Annotated in this window: 24 protein-coding genes; 16 read left to right on the top strand and 8 right to left on the bottom strand. The window is 35.2% G+C overall.

The window, feature by feature from the left end:
* The 12 genes from rpsE (at position 1) to carA (ending at position 7,034) form a co-directional block, all read left to right on the top strand.
* Positions 1-525: a 30S ribosomal protein S5 gene (gene rpsE, locus LB452_RS00915; RefSeq protein ID WP_019039505.1), complete on the top strand. Its 525-nt coding sequence runs from the start codon at positions 1-3 to the stop codon at positions 523-525.
* A 10-nt stretch (positions 526-535) separates the two neighbouring features.
* Positions 536-718, top strand: coding sequence for a 50S ribosomal protein L30 (gene rpmD / locus LB452_RS00910; protein WP_093364563.1), 183 nt, complete (start codon positions 536-538; stop codon positions 716-718).
* Positions 719-722: 4 nt separating this feature from the next.
* On the top strand, positions 723-1,175 hold the full coding sequence (gene rplO / locus LB452_RS00905) for a 50S ribosomal protein L15 (RefSeq protein ID WP_224459845.1): 453 nt from the start codon (positions 723-725) through the stop codon (positions 1,173-1,175).
* A gap of 11 nt (positions 1,176-1,186) precedes the next feature.
* Complete coding sequence (gene secY / locus LB452_RS00900; RefSeq protein ID WP_224459844.1) at positions 1,187-2,527, top strand: preprotein translocase subunit SecY; 1,341 nt, start codon at positions 1,187-1,189, stop codon at positions 2,525-2,527.
* Positions 2,528-2,529: 2 nt separating this feature from the next.
* Positions 2,530-2,745: a translation initiation factor IF-1 gene (infA, locus tag LB452_RS00895; RefSeq protein ID WP_093364570.1), complete on the top strand. Its 216-nt coding sequence runs from the start codon at positions 2,530-2,532 to the stop codon at positions 2,743-2,745.
* Between the two features lie 5 nt (positions 2,746-2,750).
* On the top strand, positions 2,751-2,867 hold the full coding sequence (ykgO, locus tag LB452_RS13610) for a type B 50S ribosomal protein L36 (protein WP_015361145.1): 117 nt from the start codon (positions 2,751-2,753) through the stop codon (positions 2,865-2,867).
* A 2-nt stretch (positions 2,868-2,869) separates the two neighbouring features.
* Positions 2,870-3,244, top strand: coding sequence for a 30S ribosomal protein S13 (gene rpsM, locus LB452_RS00885; RefSeq protein ID WP_224459843.1), 375 nt, complete (start codon positions 2,870-2,872; stop codon positions 3,242-3,244).
* 8 nt (positions 3,245-3,252) lie between these two features.
* A complete protein-coding gene (gene rpsK, locus LB452_RS00880) occupies positions 3,253-3,636 on the top strand; it encodes a 30S ribosomal protein S11 (RefSeq protein ID WP_224459842.1) in 384 nt (127 codons plus the stop codon).
* 76 nt (positions 3,637-3,712) lie between these two features.
* Positions 3,713-4,318, top strand: coding sequence for a 30S ribosomal protein S4 (gene rpsD / locus LB452_RS00875; protein ID WP_224453494.1), 606 nt, complete (start codon positions 3,713-3,715; stop codon positions 4,316-4,318).
* 21 nt (positions 4,319-4,339) lie between these two features.
* On the top strand, positions 4,340-5,332 hold the full coding sequence (locus tag LB452_RS00870; RefSeq protein WP_224459841.1) for a DNA-directed RNA polymerase subunit alpha: 993 nt from the start codon (positions 4,340-4,342) through the stop codon (positions 5,330-5,332).
* A 28-nt stretch (positions 5,333-5,360) separates the two neighbouring features.
* Complete coding sequence (gene rplQ / locus LB452_RS00865) at positions 5,361-5,843, top strand: 50S ribosomal protein L17 (protein WP_224453496.1); 483 nt, start codon at positions 5,361-5,363, stop codon at positions 5,841-5,843.
* A gap of 72 nt (positions 5,844-5,915) precedes the next feature.
* Positions 5,916-7,034 carry a glutamine-hydrolyzing carbamoyl-phosphate synthase small subunit gene (gene carA / locus LB452_RS00860; RefSeq protein ID WP_224459840.1) on the top strand — a complete coding sequence of 373 codons (1,119 nt, stop codon included), beginning with the start codon at positions 5,916-5,918 and terminating at the stop codon, positions 7,032-7,034.
* A 44-nt stretch (positions 7,035-7,078) separates the two neighbouring features.
* On the opposite strand, the gene LB452_RS00855 is transcribed toward carA, so the two are convergent.
* Complete coding sequence (locus LB452_RS00855; RefSeq protein ID WP_224459839.1) at positions 7,079-7,624, bottom strand: fasciclin domain-containing protein; 546 nt, start codon at positions 7,622-7,624, stop codon at positions 7,079-7,081.
* 224 nt (positions 7,625-7,848) lie between these two features.
* Between LB452_RS00855 and eno the strand changes: the two genes are divergently transcribed.
* The 3 genes from eno to LB452_RS00840 all read left to right on the top strand — a co-directional run bounded on the left by eno (position 7,849) and on the right by LB452_RS00840 (position 11,150).
* Positions 7,849-9,141: a phosphopyruvate hydratase gene (eno, locus tag LB452_RS00850; protein WP_224459838.1), complete on the top strand. Its 1,293-nt coding sequence runs from the start codon at positions 7,849-7,851 to the stop codon at positions 9,139-9,141.
* A gap of 186 nt (positions 9,142-9,327) precedes the next feature.
* On the top strand, positions 9,328-10,614 hold the full coding sequence (locus tag LB452_RS00845; RefSeq protein WP_224459837.1) for a citrate synthase: 1,287 nt from the start codon (positions 9,328-9,330) through the stop codon (positions 10,612-10,614).
* Between the two features lie 26 nt (positions 10,615-10,640).
* Complete coding sequence (locus LB452_RS00840; protein ID WP_224459836.1) at positions 10,641-11,150, top strand: plastocyanin/azurin family copper-binding protein; 510 nt, start codon at positions 10,641-10,643, stop codon at positions 11,148-11,150.
* A 202-nt stretch (positions 11,151-11,352) separates the two neighbouring features.
* Here LB452_RS00840 and LB452_RS00835 read toward each other — a convergent pair whose 3' ends face one another.
* On the bottom strand, positions 11,353-12,840 hold the full coding sequence (locus LB452_RS00835) for a S10 family peptidase (RefSeq protein ID WP_224459835.1): 1,488 nt from the start codon (positions 12,838-12,840) through the stop codon (positions 11,353-11,355).
* A 121-nt stretch (positions 12,841-12,961) separates the two neighbouring features.
* Here LB452_RS00835 and LB452_RS13520 point away from each other — a divergent pair, with 121 nt between their 5' ends.
* Positions 12,962-13,093 carry a hypothetical protein gene (locus tag LB452_RS13520; protein WP_262902939.1) on the top strand — a complete coding sequence of 44 codons (132 nt, stop codon included), beginning with the start codon at positions 12,962-12,964 and terminating at the stop codon, positions 13,091-13,093.
* A 17-nt stretch (positions 13,094-13,110) separates the two neighbouring features.
* Here LB452_RS13520 and groL read toward each other — a convergent pair whose 3' ends face one another.
* The 6 genes from groL to LB452_RS00805 all read right to left on the bottom strand — a co-directional run bounded on the left by groL (position 13,111) and on the right by LB452_RS00805 (position 18,053).
* The gene (gene groL / locus LB452_RS00830) at positions 13,111-14,742 is read right to left on the bottom strand and encodes a chaperonin GroEL (RefSeq protein WP_224459834.1); all 1,632 of its coding nucleotides are present in this window, start codon (positions 14,740-14,742) and stop codon (positions 13,111-13,113) included.
* Between the two features lie 29 nt (positions 14,743-14,771).
* Entirely contained in the window at positions 14,772-15,047 is a 276-nt protein-coding gene (locus LB452_RS00825; RefSeq protein ID WP_224453504.1) for a co-chaperone GroES, read from the bottom strand.
* Between the two features lie 132 nt (positions 15,048-15,179).
* Positions 15,180-15,512: a preprotein translocase subunit SecG gene (secG, locus tag LB452_RS00820; protein ID WP_224459833.1), complete on the bottom strand. Its 333-nt coding sequence runs from the start codon at positions 15,510-15,512 to the stop codon at positions 15,180-15,182.
* Complete coding sequence (locus LB452_RS00815) at positions 15,512-16,279, bottom strand: hypothetical protein (protein WP_224459832.1); 768 nt, start codon at positions 16,277-16,279, stop codon at positions 15,512-15,514. Before LB452_RS00815 ends, secG begins: the two co-directional genes overlap by 1 nt.
* On the bottom strand, positions 16,279-16,779 hold the full coding sequence (locus tag LB452_RS00810) for an LptE family protein (RefSeq protein ID WP_224459831.1): 501 nt from the start codon (positions 16,777-16,779) through the stop codon (positions 16,279-16,281). The genes LB452_RS00815 and LB452_RS00810 overlap by 1 nt, the downstream gene beginning before the upstream one ends.
* Complete coding sequence (locus LB452_RS00805) at positions 16,779-18,053, bottom strand: sigma 54-interacting transcriptional regulator (RefSeq protein WP_224459830.1); 1,275 nt, start codon at positions 18,051-18,053, stop codon at positions 16,779-16,781. The genes LB452_RS00810 and LB452_RS00805 overlap by 1 nt, the downstream gene beginning before the upstream one ends.
* Between the last annotated feature and the right edge of the window lies 1 nt (position 18,054).

Below are 18,054 nucleotides of genomic sequence, written 5' to 3'. Positions count from 1 at the left end.
ATGTATCAAGATTATAAAAATGTTGAAACAGTAAAACCAGGTGGACTCGATCTTAAAGATCGTCTAGTTGGAGTTCAACGTGTTACGAAAGTTACAAAAGGTGGTAGAGCATTTGGTTTTTCTGCTATTGTTGTTGTAGGTGATGAAAACGGTGTAGTAGGACATGGTTTAGGTAAATCCAAAGAGGTTGCTGATGCTATTTCTAAAGCTGTTGAAGATGCTAAGAAAAACTTAGTTAGAATTCCATTACATAAATCTACATTGCCACATGAGCAGTTAGGTAAGTATGGTGGAGCGAGAGTTTTCTTGTTGCCTGCATCTGAAGGTACTGGTGTTATTGCTGGTGGACCAACTCGTATGGTATTGGAATCTGTTGGTGTGCATGATGTACTTTCTAAAAATCAAGGTTCATCTAACCCACACAACATGGTTAAAGCAACTTTCGATGCCCTTTTAAAATTAAGAGGTGCAGAGCAAATTGCTAAGCAAAGAGGAATTACCCTCGAGAAATTATTTAATGGTTAAGACCCTTATTATGGCTAAAATTAAAGTTACTAAAACCAAGAGCGCTATAAAGCGTCCAAAAAACCAAAAGCTTACTTTAGAAGCGATGGGTTTGAGAAAAATCGGCCAGTCTAATGAGTTTGAAGTTTCAGATTCATTGATGGGTATGATTAATAAAGTGAAACATTTAGTTTCTGTACAAGAAATAAATTAATACTATGGAATTACACAATTTAAAACCTGCCAAAGGTTCCGTTAAAACCACATCCAAAAGACTCGGTAGAGGTGAGGCGACTGGTAATGGTGGAACTGCTGGTAGAGGACATAAAGGTGCCAAGTCCCGTTCTGGTTATTCCAGAAAAATAGGATTTGAAGGTGGTCAAATGCCTTTGCAAAGACGTGTTCCTAAATTTGGATTTACCAATCCTAACAGAGTTGAATATCAGACTATCAATTTAGATCGTTTACAAGAATTAGTAGACCATAAATTAATTTCTGATTCTGTTGATTTTGGTACTTTACATGCGATGGATCAAGTCAATAAAAACTTACCTCTTAAAGTTTTAGGTAGAGGTGAATTGAAAGCAAAATTGAAAGTTTCTGCACACAAATTTTCTGCTTCAGCTAAATCTGCAATTGAAGCAGCTGGTGGAGAAGCTATCACTATTTAACTAATCACCTTATGAAGTTTTTTGAAACATTAAAGAATATTTGGAAAATAGAAGAATTAAAAAACAGAATTCTTCTCACCTTAGGTTTATTACTGGTTTATCGATTTGGTGCTCAAATCGTTTTGCCTGGTATCGATGCAGCTCAGCTAGCTAGCTTGTCATCTCAAACTGATGGTGGAATTCTTGGTTTATTGAACGCTTTTACAGGTGGTGCATTTTCTAATGCTTCAGTGTTTGCATTAGGAATTATGCCTTATATATCTGCTTCAATTGTCGTGCAATTGATGACAATAGCAATTCCTTATCTTCAAAAGCTTCAAAAAGAAGGTGATAGTGGAAGGAAAAAGATTACTCAAATTACTAGATGGTTAACTATTGCTATTACTTTAGTACAAGGTCCTGGTTATATCATTAATTTGTATAATATTTTGCCATCGTCGGCATTTTTAATGGACAGTACTTTTACGTTTGTTGCTTCATCTGTTATCATTCTTACCACCGGGTGTATTTTTGCAATGTGGTTAGGTGAGAAGATTACTGATAAAGGAATCGGTAACGGGATTTCCTTGTTGATAATGGTAGGTATTATAGCAACATTACCACAGGCTTTTATTCAAGAATTTATTTCCAGAGTGACTGAATCTAATGGTGGATTAATTTTAATTCTTATTGAATTAGTAATCTGGTTCGTTATCATCTTAGCATCTGTTATGTTAGTTAGAGCTGTTAGGCAAATACCTGTACAGTATGCTAGAAAAAATGCTTCAGGAAAGTATGAGAAAGCTTCAGTTGGGGGTGCTAGACAGTTTATTCCTTTGAGATTAAATGCTTCTGGTGTTATGCCAATTATTTTTGCTCAGGCTATTATGTTTATACCTGCCGCTGTTGCCGGATTGTCCGACACTGAAATGGCACAAGGTATTACAGCTGCTTTTCAAGATATGTTTGGTTTTTGGTACAATCTAGTTTTTGGTGTATTGATAATAGTTTTTACTTATTTTTATACAGCGATAACGGTTCCAACCAATAAAATGGCAGAAGACTTAAAAAGAAGTGGTGGTTTTGTTCCCGGTATAAGACCTGGATCCGAAACCTCTGAGTATTTGGATAGAATTATGTCACAAATCACATTGCCAGGTTCAGTATTCTTAGCAATCATTGCTGTTTTTCCAGCAATTGTAGTTTCACTTTTAAATGTTCAACAAGGATGGGCCTTATTTTTTGGAGGTACCTCACTTTTAATCATGGTAGGTGTGGCGATAGATACTATCCAACAAGTAAATTCTTTCTTATTGAATAGACATTATGATGGATTAATGAAATCTGGAAAAAATAGAAAAGCAGTAGCATAATTATGGCAAAACAACCCTCTATAGAACAAGATGGAACTATTATTGAAGCATTGTCCAATGCAATGTTTCGAGTAGAACTCGAAAATGAGCACATAGTTACAGCTCATATATCTGGTAAAATGAGAATGCACTACATTAAACTTTTACCAGGGGATAAAGTAAAATTAGAAATGAGTCCTTATGATTTATCAAAGGCTCGTATAACTTATAGATATTAATTACTATGAAAGTAAGAGCATCAATAAAAAAGAGAAGTGCTGACTGTAAGATAGTTCGTAGAAAAGGACGTCTTTATGTCATCAACAAAAAGAATCCTAAATTTAAACAAAGACAAGGATAATTATGGCTAGAATTGCAGGTGTAGATATACCAAAACAAAAACGCGGAGTTATAGCTTTAACCTATATCTTCGGTATCGGAAAGAGCAGAGCTCAAAGAATCCTTAGTGAAGCCGGAGTAGACGAAAGTATCAAAGTCTCTGATTGGAATGATGATCAAATCGGAAAAATTAGAGAAGCTGTTGGTAAATTCACAATAGAAGGTGAGTTAAGATCTGAAGTACAAATTAACATTAAGAGATTAATGGATATTGGTTGCTACAGAGGAATAAGACATAGATCTGGACTTCCATTAAGAGGTCAAAGAACTAAAAACAACTCCCGTACTAGAAAAGGAAGAAGAAAAACAGTTGCTAATAAGAAAAAGGTAACTAAATAATAATTAAAATGGCAAAGTCAACAACAAAAAAGCGTAAAGTAGTTGTAGATGCATATGGCGAAGCTCATATTTCTGCCTCTTTTAATAATATCATTGTTTCATTGACAAACAAGAATGGTGATATTATTTCTTGGTCATCTTCAGGTAAGATGGGCTTTAGAGGTAGTAAGAAGAACACTCCTTATGCTGCACAATTATCTGCTGAAGATGCAGGTAAAGTTGCACACGAAGCAGGTTTGCGTAAAGTAAAAGTATATGTTAAAGGTCCTGGAAACGGAAGAGAATCTGCAATCAGATCTTTACATAATTCAGGTATTGAAGTTACAGAGATTATAGATGTAACACCTATACCTCACAATGGATGTAGACCTCCTAAGCGTAGAAGAGTCTAATTATTATAAATCAATCATTACTATTATCGAAGGATAAGACCTTAATTCATAATAGAAAAATAATAAATACATAACAATGGCAAGATATACCGGTCCTAAAACCAAAATAGCTAGAAAATTTGGAGAATCCATTTTTGGAGACGACAAATCTTTCGAAAAAAGAAATTACCCTCCTGGACAGCATGGAAATAACAGAAGAAGAGGCAAGAAGTCTGAGTACGCTGTTCAGCTTATGGAAAAGCAAAAAGCAAAATATACTTATGGTATTCTAGAAAAGCAATTCCGTAATATGTTTAAAAAAGCAACTAGATCTCAAGGAATTACTGGTGAGATTTTGCTTCAATTATGTGAATCAAGATTAGATAACGTTGCGTATCGTCTAGGTATTGCACCTTCAAGAAGTGCTGCAAGACAATTGGTTTCACACAAACATATTACTGTAAATGGCGAGTTAGTAAACATACCATCTTACCAAGTAAAACCAAATGATGTTGTTGGAATAAGAGAGAAATCAAAATCTCTTAATGTAATCCAAGAATCTCTTTCAAATAGCAAATCTGTTCATGAATGGATGACCTGGAATAGCGAGAAAATGCAAGGTACACTTGTAAATATTCCTGAAAGATCTCAGATTCCTGAAAAAATCAATGAGCAATTCATCGTCGAATTATACTCTAAATAATAACTGACAACACTCAAATTTATGGCATTATTTAATTTTCAAAAGCCCGATAAGGTGATCATGATCGATTCTACCGATTTTGAGGGCACTTTCGAATTTAGACCATTAGAACCTGGTTACGGTCTAACAGTAGGAAACGCTTTACGTAGAGTCTTGTTATCATCATTAGAAGGTTTTGCAATCACATCTGTGAGAATCGAAGGTGTTGATCATGAATTCTCTACAATTGAGGGAGTTGTTGAAGATGTTACTGAAATCATCTTAAATCTAAAGCAAATCAGATTCAAAAAAAGAGCAGAAGATGTAGATAACGAGACCGTTTCTATTTCTTTCTCTGGTAATGAAAAAATGACTGCTGGAGATTTTCAAAAATACCTTACAGGTTTTGATATCTTAAATCCAGATCTTGAAATTTGTACGATGGATAAGAAAGTATCTCTCAATCTTGAACTCACTGTTCAAAAAGGCAGAGGATATGTTCCTGCTGAAGAAAACAAAACTTCAAAAGCTCCTATTGGTACAATTTTTACTGATTCTGTTTTTACTCCAATAAAAAATGTAAAGTACAGCATCGAGAACTTTAGAGTTGAGCAAAAAACTGACTACGAAAAACTGATATTCGAAATTAGCAGTGATGGTTCTATTCATCCTAAAGATGCACTTACAGAAGCTGCAAAAACTCTTATTCATCATTTCATGTTATTTTCAGATGAGAGAATAACCTTAGAAACTGAAGAAATGTCTCAAGCTGAGACATATGATGAAGAGTCTCTACATATGAGACAATTACTTAAGTCTAAGTTGGTAGATTTAGATCTTTCAGTAAGAGCACTTAACTGCTTGAAAGCTGCTGAAGTTGAAACTTTAGGTGATTTAGTATCTCATAACAAAAGTGATTTAATGAAGTTTAGAAACTTTGGTAAAAAATCACTTACTGAACTAGAAGAACTTGTAGAAAATAAAGGTCTTGACTTTGGAATGGATCTCTCAAAATATAAACTTGACAAAGACTAACTTTTGTTAAGCTCAAAATACATTAATCATGAGACATAGAAAGAAATTTAATCACTTAGGGAGAACATCCTCACATAGAAAAGCAATGCTTTCTAATATGGCTTGTTCCCTAATTGAGCATAAAAGAATAAATACTACCGTGGCTAAGGCTAAAGCTCTTAGAACATTTGTAGAGCCATTAATCACTAAATCTAAATTAGATACAACTCATAATCGTCGTTTGGTTTTTTCTAAACTAAAAGATAAATATATGGTTGCTGAACTTTTTAGAGAGGTTGCTCCTAAAGTTGGAGAGCGTCCAGGTGGTTATACACGTATCATTAAGTTGGGAAACAGGCTTGGTGATGCTGCTGAAATGGCAATGATAGAACTTGTTGACTTTAATGATGTTTACACACCAGGTAAGAAACAAGCTAAGAAGAAATCAACTAGAAGAGCTGGTAAGAAAGTAAAAGTAGAAGACCAAGCAGAAACTTCAAACGATTCTGAAACTAAAACTGATGAGGCTTAATACACATCACATATTTAATTCAATCAAAAGGATAAACTTTAATTAGTTTATCCTTTTTTTATATCTACACCTATGAAATATAACTTAAAAACACCCGCAGTATTATTGCTTGCCGATGGAACTGTCTTTCATGGCAAGACCACTGAACCTTTTACTTCCAATCGGATGGGGGAAATTTGTTTTAATACCGGGATGACTGGATATCAAGAGATATTTACAGACCCATCTTATTTCGGCCAAATCATGGTCACTACCAATGCACATATTGGTAACTACGGTGTAAATTCAGATGAAAGCGAATCGGATTCGGTTAAAATATCTGGTTTGATTTGTAAAAACTTTTCATTCACACCTTCTAGGGTAAATTCTGCCCAGACTCTTGAAGATTTTCTAAAAGATGCACATTTACCTGTTGTTTTTGATGTCGATACTAGAGCTCTTGTTTCTCATATTAGAAAGCATGGTGCAATGAATGCAATCATGTCTACAGATATTCATAACATCGAGGCATTGCAAAATGAGTTATCTCAGCATCCTTCTATGAAAGGACTTGAATTGGCTTCTAAAGTTTCTACAAAAGACCCCTATTCACTTGGAGACAAACTTTCTGATCACAAAGTAGCTGTTCTTGATCTTGGTACTAAGAAAAACATATTAAGAAGGCTCACCGGAAGAGGTGCATTTGTAAAAGTATTTCCTTACGATTCTACTTTTGAAGATCTTATGGACTGGAATCCTGATGGAGTTCTTATTTCCAATGGTCCTGGAGATCCAGAACCTTTGGCTTCGGCTATTGAACTGGCAAAAAAGTGTATTAAAAATGAAGTTCCTACTTTTGGAATATGTTTAGGTCATCAAATTATTGCACTTGCTATGGATATCCCAACGCTCAAGATGCATAATGGACATCGAGGTATCAATCATCCTATACAGAATCTCAAAACAGGCAAAAGTGAGATCACCTCTCAAAATCATGGATTTACTATAGATAAAGATTCTACTGTTAATAATTCCAGAGTTGAAATTTCACATCAACACCTGAACGATGAGTCTGTTGCGGGTATCCGTATCAAAGGCAAACCTTGTTTTTCGGTTCAATACCACCCTGAAGCTGGTCCTGGACCAAACGACGCTACTTATCTCTTCGATGATTTTTTTGATATGATGTATAAACAAAAAGTTGAAGCATAAAAAAAGTGGGCAAATGCCCACTTTTTATTTCATTTTGAAATCTATTATGGTAATAATACGGTATCAATAACATGAATCACTCCATTGGATTGATTAACGTCTGCAATAGTTACAGTTGCAACATTGCCTTTAGAGTCTTCAATTTTTACATTTTTACCATCAAGCATTGCTATAAGAATTCCGCCACTCACTGTCTTCAGCTCTGCTTTTCCATCCCCTTTTTTAATAGCACTAACAACATCTGCAGCGTTGAATTTCCCTGCAATGACATGGTAAGTCAATACCGTTTGAAGTTGTTTTTTGTTTTCTGGCTTCAAAAGAGATTCAACAGTACCTTCTGGAAGATTTCCAAAAGCCGAATTTGTAGGAGCAAATACTGTAAAAGGGCCATCACTTGATAACGTTTCAACAAGTTCTGCCGCTTTCACTGCGGCCACCAAAGTCGTGTGATCTTTGGAATTTAGGGCATTTTCAACAATGTTTTTTGTAGGATACATTTCTGCTCCACCTACCATTTTGTTTTGAGCGTAAGAAAGAGTGGTTACTAAAACACTCATAACTAAGACTAATTGTAATTTTAAATTTTTCATGACATTTTTTTATATGTTATTTAAATGTACGTAAGAAAAAGCCACTTGGTTTTTTTACATTCATAATTTAACTTCACATTGTATGAGATTAATATTCAAATTTTACACAGTTCTTTAAATCAACTATATCGTTTTAGCTAAACGTGCTCATCCATACATAACCTTAAAATCGATTTGAATAAGCTTTTATTTCGTAAATTGCAACAAATCAAAAAATAAATAAAATGAGTGCAATTTTAGACATACACGCGAGACAAATATTCGATTCAAGAGGTAATCCAGCTTTGGAAGTAGACGTTATTACAGAAACTGGAACTCTTGGAAGATTTGCAGTTCCATCCGGAGCTTCTACAGGAGTTCATGAAGCTGTAGAACTCAGAGATGGTGGTTTAGATTATATGGGAAAAGGGGTTTTTAAAGCCGCAGAAAACGTGAATACTACAATTGCAAACGCTTTACTTGGAATTTCAGTTTTTGAACAATCTGAAATTGATCAAATTATGATCGATTTAGATGGAACTGATAACAAATCTAAACTAGGCGCAAATGCCATTTTAGGTGTTTCTCTTGCCGCTGCAAAAGCTGCTGCAAACGAACTAAATTTACCATTATACAGATATATAGGTGGTGTTTCTACAAACACGCTTCCTGTACCAATGATGAACATCATCAATGGAGGATCTCATAGTGATGCTCCTATTGCTTTTCAAGAATTTATGGTGATGCCAGTAAAAGCAGATAACTTTACTCATGCTCTGAAGATGGGTACTGAGATTTTCCACAACCTTAAAAAGGTTTTAAAAGAAAGAAATTTAAGTACCGCTGTTGGTGATGAGGGTGGTTTTGCACCTAAACTAGAAGGGACTGAAGATGCTTTGGATTCTATTAAACTCGCTGTCGAAAATGCGGGTTATAAATTTGGAGATGAAGTAATGATTGCGCTTGATTGTGCTGCAGCAGAATTTTATGAAGATGGTAAATATAATTACAAAAAATTTGAAGGTGATTCTGCCAAAACCATGTCTTCTGAAGAACAAGCAAGCTATCTAGCTGAACTTTCTGAAAAATATCCAATAATTTCCATTGAAGATGGAATGGATGAAGATGATTGGGATGGATGGAAAATATTGACCGAAAAAATCGGTGATAAGGTTCAACTTGTCGGAGATGATCTTTTTGTGACTAATGTGAAACGTCTACAAAAAGGTATTACAAACAATATCGCAAATTCTATTTTGATTAAAGTGAACCAAATCGGTACGCTTACTGAAACTATTGCAGCTGTAAACCTTGCTCATAATGCAGGTTACACTTCAGTGATGTCACACAGATCTGGTGAAACTGAAGATAATACAATTGCAGATTTAGCAGTAGCTCTATCTACAGGTCAGATTAAAACAGGTTCAGCCTCTAGAAGTGATCGTATGGCTAAATACAATCAGTTAATTAGAATAGAAGAGGAGCTTGGAGACAATGCTTATTTTCCAAAAATGAAGGCTTTCAAAATAAAAAAATAATACATTAACCAGACTTAGGTTTTAAATGAAAACGACTTAAGAATTGCGAACTATTTATTTAATGATTTGAAGCTTAAATTGATGTCATGAAAGGCGTCGTATCTCTTAAATAGCTTCACATACATTTAATAAGCTAAATTTTGTAATTGTTTTTATTAAACTTATTTTGCATAAAAAATATTCAAAATGTCAGATAAAGCAGAATTAATTTTAGACGGGAAAAAAATTGAACTCCCGATAATCACAGGTAGTGAAAATGAAAAAGCCATTGATATAAGTTCTCTTAGAGCTTCTACGGGTTACATCACTCTTGATAGAGGTTTCAAAAACACGGGGTCAACCTCCAGTGATATTACTTACCTGAATGGTGAAAAAGGTATATTAAGGTACAGAGGATATTCAATTGAAGATCTAGCTGAGAATGCCAGCTTCTTGGAAGTATCCTATCTGTTAATTTATGGAGAACTACCAACAGCGAGTGTTCTAGAATCCTATAAAAAGGAAATCACATACCATACGTTAATACATGAAGATATTAAAAACATTATTGATGGTTTCCCATCGAATTCTCATCCAATGGGAGTTTTATGTTCTCTAGTATCATCGTTAACAGCTTTTTATCCAGAATCTTTAGACCCAAACAGATCTGCTGCTGAAGTAGATCAAACCATCATGAGATTGATTGCCAAAATGCCTACTATGGCAGCATGGGCTTTCAAAAACAAAGTAGGTCATAAGGCTAATTATCCTGACAATAATTTAGATTATCCTTCTAACTTTTTGAAAATGATGTTTGCTGTACCATCTGAAGAGTATCACGTGGACCCAGTTATTTCAAAAGCACTTGATAAGTTATTGATATTACACGCAGATCATGAGCAAAATTGTTCTACAGCTACTGTAAGAGTTGTAGGGTCTTCTCACGCGAGTTTATATGCTTCAATTTCTGCAGGTATTTCTGCACTTTGGGGACCATTGCATGGAGGAGCAAATCAAGCTGTAATAGAAATGCTTGAGGCTATTCAAGCCGATGGTGGTGATGTAAATAAATTCATGGCGAAAGCTAAGGATAAAAATGATCCATTTAGACTAATGGGATTTGGTCATAGAGTTTACAAAAATTTTGATCCAAGAGCAAAAATCATCAAAAAAGCAGCTGATGATGTTTTAGAAAAATTAGGTATTGATGATCCAATCCTGGAAATTGCTAAAGGTCTTGAAGAAGTAGCTTTAAATGATGATTATTTCATTGAAAGAAAGCTCTATCCTAATGTCGATTTCTACTCTGGAATTATATATAGAGCTCTTGGAATACCAACATCGATGTTTACAGTAATGTTCGCTCTCGGAAGACTTCCAGGTTGGATTGCACAGTGGAAAGAAATGCGTCTTGCCAATGAACCTATTGGCAGACCAAGACAAGTTTATACTGGAGAAACACACAGAGAATTCAAACCTTTAGATAAAAGATAATTAAGTAAATTTTTAAAAAATATATAATGAAAAAGATTTTAATGTTATTGCTTTCAACAACACTACTTATAAGTTGTGGTGGAGATGGCAAAAAAGAAGAGAAAAAAGAGAATTCTATAAAATTAAATACTCAAGAAAAGCCTAATGAAGAAAAAGAAGAAGGTGTAACCAGAGTTTATTTAACGGGTAGTGACCAAATGAAATTCAATAAGAATGAAATTGTAGTCAATGCTGGGGATAAAGTAATCTTGACTTTCGAACACGTTGGAAAATTGCCTAAGGAGACAATGGGGCATAATTTCGTACTTCTTAAAGAAGGTACAAATGTTCAGGAGTTTGGTCAAGAAGCACTAGAATTTAAGGAAAACGATTATATTCCAGAAGGTTCAGACGCTATCATCACTCATACTGAAATGCTTGGTGGAGGTGAAAAAACCGAAATCACTTTTAAAGCACCTGCTAAAGGGAAGTACGATTATATCTGTAGTTTTCCTGGCCACGTTGCTTTAATGAATGGGGTTTTAACTGTGAAATAAATTATCCTATTAGAAATTAAATACAAAGCCTTTCAGATTCTTCTGAAAGGCTTTTTTAATGACCTGATGTGGATCAAATGGGTTATTGACTTTTATCATTAATGGCAGTTTCACTGTAAAAAAACTCCTGAAAAATTACTTTTTCAAGAGTTTAAATTGAACATTATCAATTTGACTTTACTTTTCTAGAGTATGTGAAAACCTAGTATTTGATTGGAGCATTGTTTTTAGGAATACTATTGCTGATGAATTCTCTAATGTCATCATTAGCATTTTTTAAATCCTCTTTTCTTAGATACATCATATGACCGCTTTCATAAGTTTTAAAGTGAAGTCGGTCTTTCATTTTTCCACTTTCATCAATATGCCACATGGTATACTTAGCATTGAAGTAGGTGGTAGCTCCGTCAAACAATCCAGATTGAATTAAGACTTGCATACTTGGATTCTGTGCCATAGCTTGTCTCAAACCTCTACCTGTGTTGTTATTTGATCTATCCCAAGGGCGAACATCTCCAAACATATTGTATTTCAAATCTGTTTTATAGTTGAGTTCATTTTTTAAATAATCGTTAATGGCTGGTGTAAACAATTGTAACCAGGAAGTTAATTCTGAATTGTAATCTGGGCGGGTTCCTGCCTCTTTTGCATCCAATCCCATGTATCTTGAGTCCAGTCGACCTACAGTAAATCCATCCTCAATTTTCAAAGTTTTCCAGAATGTATTAAAAGGGAGTTCTAAATTATTTTGAAGAAATACTTTTTCATTTATACCAGAATAATAAGACATTTTCTTCACGATCTCCATTTTTTTGGTAGTATCTAAAAATCCACCCTTTGAGAGTGCTGGGATCAGTTCTTGAATAGTGAAGCTTTCAACTTCATCAAGCATTTCTAGAATAGGTTTGTTTTGTAATTCTGGAGATAGTTTATTATGATACCAGGCAGCTGCAGCAAAATAAGGTAGTCTATTTGCTACTTCTACAGGTCCTTCTCTTTCTATACCAAGTTCAGTTGGCGATACCAATATGACACCATTGATATACATCCAATGTGAATTTTGTAGCTCATTAGACAATCCGGAAACTCTGGGTGTTCCATAGCTTTCACCAATCAGATATTTTGGAGCAAGCCATTTGTCTTTTCTGCTCACGAATGTATTGATCCATTCGGCTAAATATTCAATATCTGGATTTACACCAAAAAATGTTTTTCTATCAAAATTTCCATTTTCGTCCAATATAGGTCTTGAATGACCTGTATTCACTGGATTGACGTAAACAATGTCAGCAACATCTAAAATGCTATGAGGATTTTCTTTGTAGCCGTAGGGCTGTACAGGAAACCCTTCGTCACTTATATTTAATATTCTAGGACCTGTATATGCCAAATGCATCCAGACTGAAGCAGAGCCTGGTCCACCGTTAAAGGAAATAACTAGAGGGCGTTCTTTATATGCCTTGGAGCCCTGGTCTCCTCTGCTATAATAGGTGAACTGTAAACCGGCTATTGGTTCACCTTGCTTATTCCAAACAGGTTGCATGCCAGTTTCTGCAGTATAATTTAATTTTTTACCATTGATGGTAACCTCATGATTCGTTATTACGGTTTCATCTACGTTGAAGTCTACAGATTGAGAGAAAGCGTAAGATGATGCAAAGACGAGAAGTAGTGTTACTATTTTTTTCATGTGTTTATATTTTGGCTTAAATATACTAAGCTTTCAAAAAATGTGCAGTTAAATCTGGGATTCTTATGTGAACAGGTATTTTATATTTAAAAAATGGTTGTAAAGAAATCAATGTTTTACAATGAGTACCCTAGCCCAGATTGCAGCGGTATCCCGCAAACCCAAATTTTCTTGGGTTGAGGAATACAAGCGGAAAGCTGGAAAAGCTCCAAATAAAAAAGCCGCTTCTAATGAAAGAAACGGCTTAGTATGAATTCTGTATGGGTGATTTTACATCATTCCTGGCATTCCGCCGCCCATTGGTGGCATTCCGCCGCCACCATTATCGTCTTCCTTTATGTCCACAAGAGCGCATTCTGTAGTTAGAATCATTCCTGCAACAGAAGCTGCGTTTTCTAAAGCGATACGCGTGACTTTTTTAGGGTCTATAATACCTGCTTTAAGCATGTCTACAAAGGTATTGGTTTTGGCATCGTAACCTAGTTTGCCTTCCAACACTCTATTGATGACAACAGAGCCCTCTCCACCTGCATTTTCAACTATAGTTCTCATAGGGGATTCTATGGCTTTAGCGATGATGTTAATACCAGTTTGTTCGTCTGCGTTTTCTACTTTTAGGCCTTCTAAAGCTTTTAAAGTTCTTATTAAGGCTACGCCACCACCAGCGACAATACCTTCTTCTACTGCAGCACGAGTTGCGTGAAGTGCATCATCTACCCGGTCTTTTTTCTCTTTCATCTCCACTTCTGAAGCTGCTCCAACGTAAAGTACTCCAACACCTCCAGCAAGTTTTGCTAAGCGTTCTTGTAGTTTTTCTTTATCATAGTCGCTTGTTGTAGATTCTACCTGTGCTTTTATCTGGTTAACACGATTAAGAATATTTTCTTTTTCTCCACCACCGTTTACAATTGTAGTATTGTCTTTATCGATAGTTACATTTTCAGCCGTTCCTAGCATATCCAGGGTAGCATTTTCTAATGTAAAGCCTCTTTCCTCAGAAATAACAGTTCCGCCTGTAAGAATGGCTATATCCTCTAACATTGCTTTTCTACGATCTCCAAATCCAGGAGCTTTTACAGCAGCAATCTTTAGAGAGCCTCTTAATTTATTGACAACAAGTGTTGCTAATGCTTCACCTTCGATGTCTTCTGCGATGATCAACAATGGTTTTCCACTTTGTGCAGCAGGTTCCAATACTGGAAGCAAGTCCTTCATGGAATTGATCTTTTTGTCCACAAGTAAAATGTATGGATTTTCAAGATCGGTTGTCATTTTCTCGCTGTCAGTCACAAAATAAGGAGATAAGAAACCTCTGTCAAACTGCATTCCTTCTACAAGATCCACATAAGTTTCAGTTCCTTTAGCTTCTTCTACAGTAATGACTCCTTCTTTACCAACTTTGCTAAAAGCTTCAGCGATTAATTCGCCAATTTGGTCATCATTATTAGCTGAAATTGAAGCTACTTGTTTAATTTCTTCTGAAGTATCACCAACAGATTTAGCTTGTTTAGCCAACTCTGCAACAACTGCTTCTACAGCTTTGTCAATACCTCTTTTTAGGTCTAAAGGATTTGCTCCTGAAGCAACGTTCTTTAATCCTTCTGTTACAATAGCTTGGGCAAGTACTGTTGCTGTTGTTGTTCCGTCACCAGCAAGGTCATTGGTTTTAGAAGCAACTTCCTTTACCATTTGAGCTCCCATATTTTCAAGAGCATCTTCAAGTTCTATTTCTTTAGCAACGCTTACACCATCCTTAGTTACCATTGGCGCTCCAAATGATTTGCCAATGATGACATTCCTACCTTTAGGTCCTAAAGTCACTTTTACAGCATTTGCAAGTGCATCTACACCTCGCTTTACGCCATTTCTTGCTTCAATATCAAAAATTATATCTTTTGCCATTTTATTTAGTTTTAGTTAGTTATTATATTTTATACGATCGCTAAGATATCATCTTCTCTCATGATGAGGTAATCTTTGTCATCATGCTTAAGCTCAGTTCCTGAAAACTTTCCATAAAGAACGACATCTCCAACTTTCACTGTCATATCATGATCTTTTTTACCATTTCCAACTGCTACAACTTTTCCACGTTGTGGTTTTTCTTTAGCAGTTTCAGGAATAATGATTCCAGAAGCTGTTTTAGTTTCTGCGGCTTGAGGCTCTACAAGCACTCTATCTGCCAATGGTTTAATGTTTACTGCCATTATTAATAAGTTTTTAGTTTTATATTAAATAAATTGTCTAAAAGTGTGCCACTAGCTTCAGCATGTCAAACGCCAAAAAAAAATGCCAGCTTGTCATAAGCTGGCATTTTAAATCTTGTATATATCCTTGTATTATTCTTGTTCTAAAGGAGGTAGATTGTTCTGTTGTTGAGTGTTTTCTACAGGAGTTTGATTTCCATCTAATAATTTGGAGTCACCTCCAGTTCTATTACTGATGATAGTTACATTGGATAGTAAAATCAGTATTAAAAGTAATGTAGCAAGTGCCCAAGTACTTTTATCTAAAAAATCTGAAGTCTGTTTAACTCCACCAACTTGTTGAGAGCCACCTCCACCAAATGAAGAAGATAATCCACCACCTTTAGGGTTTTGGACCATAATGACGACAATTAGTAAAAAAGCTACGATAACGATTAAAATTAAAAATATTGAAAATGTACTCATTATTTATTTTCTTTAAGTCTTTCTATTTCTTGAATTTGGTCTGCAAAGAAAGAACTTTTTTCGGGATTATTCAAAATTAATATCTTAAATGCTTGAATTGCCTTATCGTATCTTTTTTGTTCCATATAAACTCTTGCCAGAGTCTCTGTCATCAGGCTAGATGAAGGTTCGTGCCTTGCATTTATTTTATCTGAACTCTCATAAGATTTGGCAGGAACAATTTTAGGATTATTCTTGATAAATTCGTCTATCACCTGAAATTGAGGGTTAGCTACCAATATTTCCTGAGTTTCCTCTTTTTCTTTTAAGGGTTCAATTTGAGTTAATTTCAACCACTCTTTGAAAGAGCGAGTCTCTGAAGAATTAAACTCCAAAGGTTTTCCTGTTTTCTCTGGCTGCTTAGTTTCCTTTTCAATAAAAAGATCGGGATCGTTTATTTTACTAGCAACTTCTTCGTTGATTTCGAATTCACTACTTTCTTTAGAATGTTGAATCAGTAAATCAATTTTGTTGGCGATTTCAAGTTGATGAAATTCCTTGGAAGTGATATAGTCGAAAAGTACAGCTCTATCTTGAGTTCTTGCTGCCGTTTCTTTTAAAAACCTGTTATAATTAAAACTTCCAGAATGTTTTAAAAGTTTCAATTTTAAGGCAAAAAGAGGTTGGAAGTATGGATATTTCTCAATGGTCTCATCGATTAAACTCAAGGTTTTGGTCTCAAATTTAATTGGTGTTTTGATGAGGTTGAGTAAATTTTCCTTTTCCATTACCAATTTGTTAGTGAGGCGTTGAAAACATCTTGCGTAATTCTTGTGAATATTTCATTGATGGCTTCCTCTTTTTGAGCACCAGTCAATTGTGCATTACCATCAAAGTCAAAGTAAAAAGAAAACCTTTGTTCAAAATCCTTTTCCGGATCTAAAGTATTGTAGAATCTAACGTTTACTTCTATCGTAAGTCTATTCTGCGCTGCTCTGCTATCTGCTGTCGCAGTCATAGGGGCTACATAATACCTTATAATTTCACCCTCGTATATCAAATCTCCGTTGGCGTTTACCAAACTAAGTTTGGTTTGATTTAGGATTAAATCTTGCAATTGCAGGGTGAAATCCCGGTCAATTCCCGGTTCAACAAGCTGGGCTGTATTTTGAAAAAAGTTAACTTGATAAGTTTCTGCATTTCCAGTATCTGCCCCTGTGAATGAATAATTTCCGCATGACTGCAAAATCAAAATTGATAATAGGGTTGCCAAATATTTTATCTTCATTATAAATCGTATTGCTTAATTTTTCTATACAAGGTTCTTTCGCTTATGCCAAGTTCATCGGCAGCGGGCTTGCGTTTACCGTGATGACGATCAAGTGATTTTTTTATGAGTTCAACTTCTTTATCTTGCAGTGATAATGTCTCCTCTTCCTCAATATCTTCTGCATAATCATAGGGATCTTCGATTTTTTGATCCATTTCCCGATTTCTTTTCTGATTAGGAAGCTGTAGAATTTCTAATTGCTCTTCATGGGTCTCATCTGTGAATTCTTTTTTTGAATCAGATTCCCCATAAACTTTCTTAATTAAATTGATATTGTCCTCCTTGAATTTCTCATCATTATCTCTTTCCATGAGTTCCATAGTGAGTTTTTTCAAGTCATTTAAGTCACCCTTCATATCAAAAAGTACCTTGTAAAGAATTTCTCTTTCATTGTTGAAATCCCCTTTGCTACTGCTTTTTTCTTTAGAAATTACCGAAGGTAAGCTTGAGCTTTTAGGCAAGTAGTGATTCAAAGTATCTTCATCAACCTCCCTGCTGGTCTCTAAGACTGAAATTTGTTCAGTTACATTTTTTAGCTGTCTGATATTTCCAGGCCACCTGCAATTTTCGAGAGCTTTCACAGCTCTGTCAGTAAGTCTAATGGTGGGCATTTTATACTTCAAAGCAAAGTCTGATGCGAATTTTCTAAATAACAAATGAATATCACCACGTCTCTCTCTTAACGGGGATAAATTAATTTCAACCGTATTTAATCTATAATATAAATCTTCTCTGAATTTATTATTCTTAATCGCCTCGATCATGTCAACATTAGTAGCGGCAACAATCCTTACACTTGATTTTTGAACTTTAGAAGATCCTACTTTAATGAACTCGCCTGTCTCCAAAACTCTAAGTAATCTAACTTGAGTGGTCAAGGGTAATTCTCCTACTTCATCCAGAAATATAGTTCCGCCATCTGCCTCCTTAAAGTACCCGTCTCTGGCTTGATTTGCACCAGTAAATGCCCCTTTTTCGTGACCAAATAATTCACTATCTATGGTGCCTTCTGGTATGGCGCCGCAGTTAACAGCAATATATTTTGCGTGTTTTCTGTGAGATAAGGCATGTATTATTTTTGGTAAACTTTCTTTACCTACACCACTTTCACCTGTTACCAGTACAGAAATATCTGTTGGTGCAACACGTATGGATTTTTCTATTGCTCTATTAAGACTGGGATCGTTTCCTATAATTTCAAATCGCTGTTTGACAGCTTGTGGTGATTCCATA

Origin of the sequence: Psychroflexus longus, from assembly GCF_020164595.1 — a bacterium.
Taxonomy (GTDB): Bacteria; Bacteroidota; Bacteroidia; order Flavobacteriales; family Flavobacteriaceae; genus Psychroflexus; species Psychroflexus longus.
Note: the sequence above shows the minus strand (reverse complement) of the source record. Positions and strands in the feature narration are given on the sequence as shown.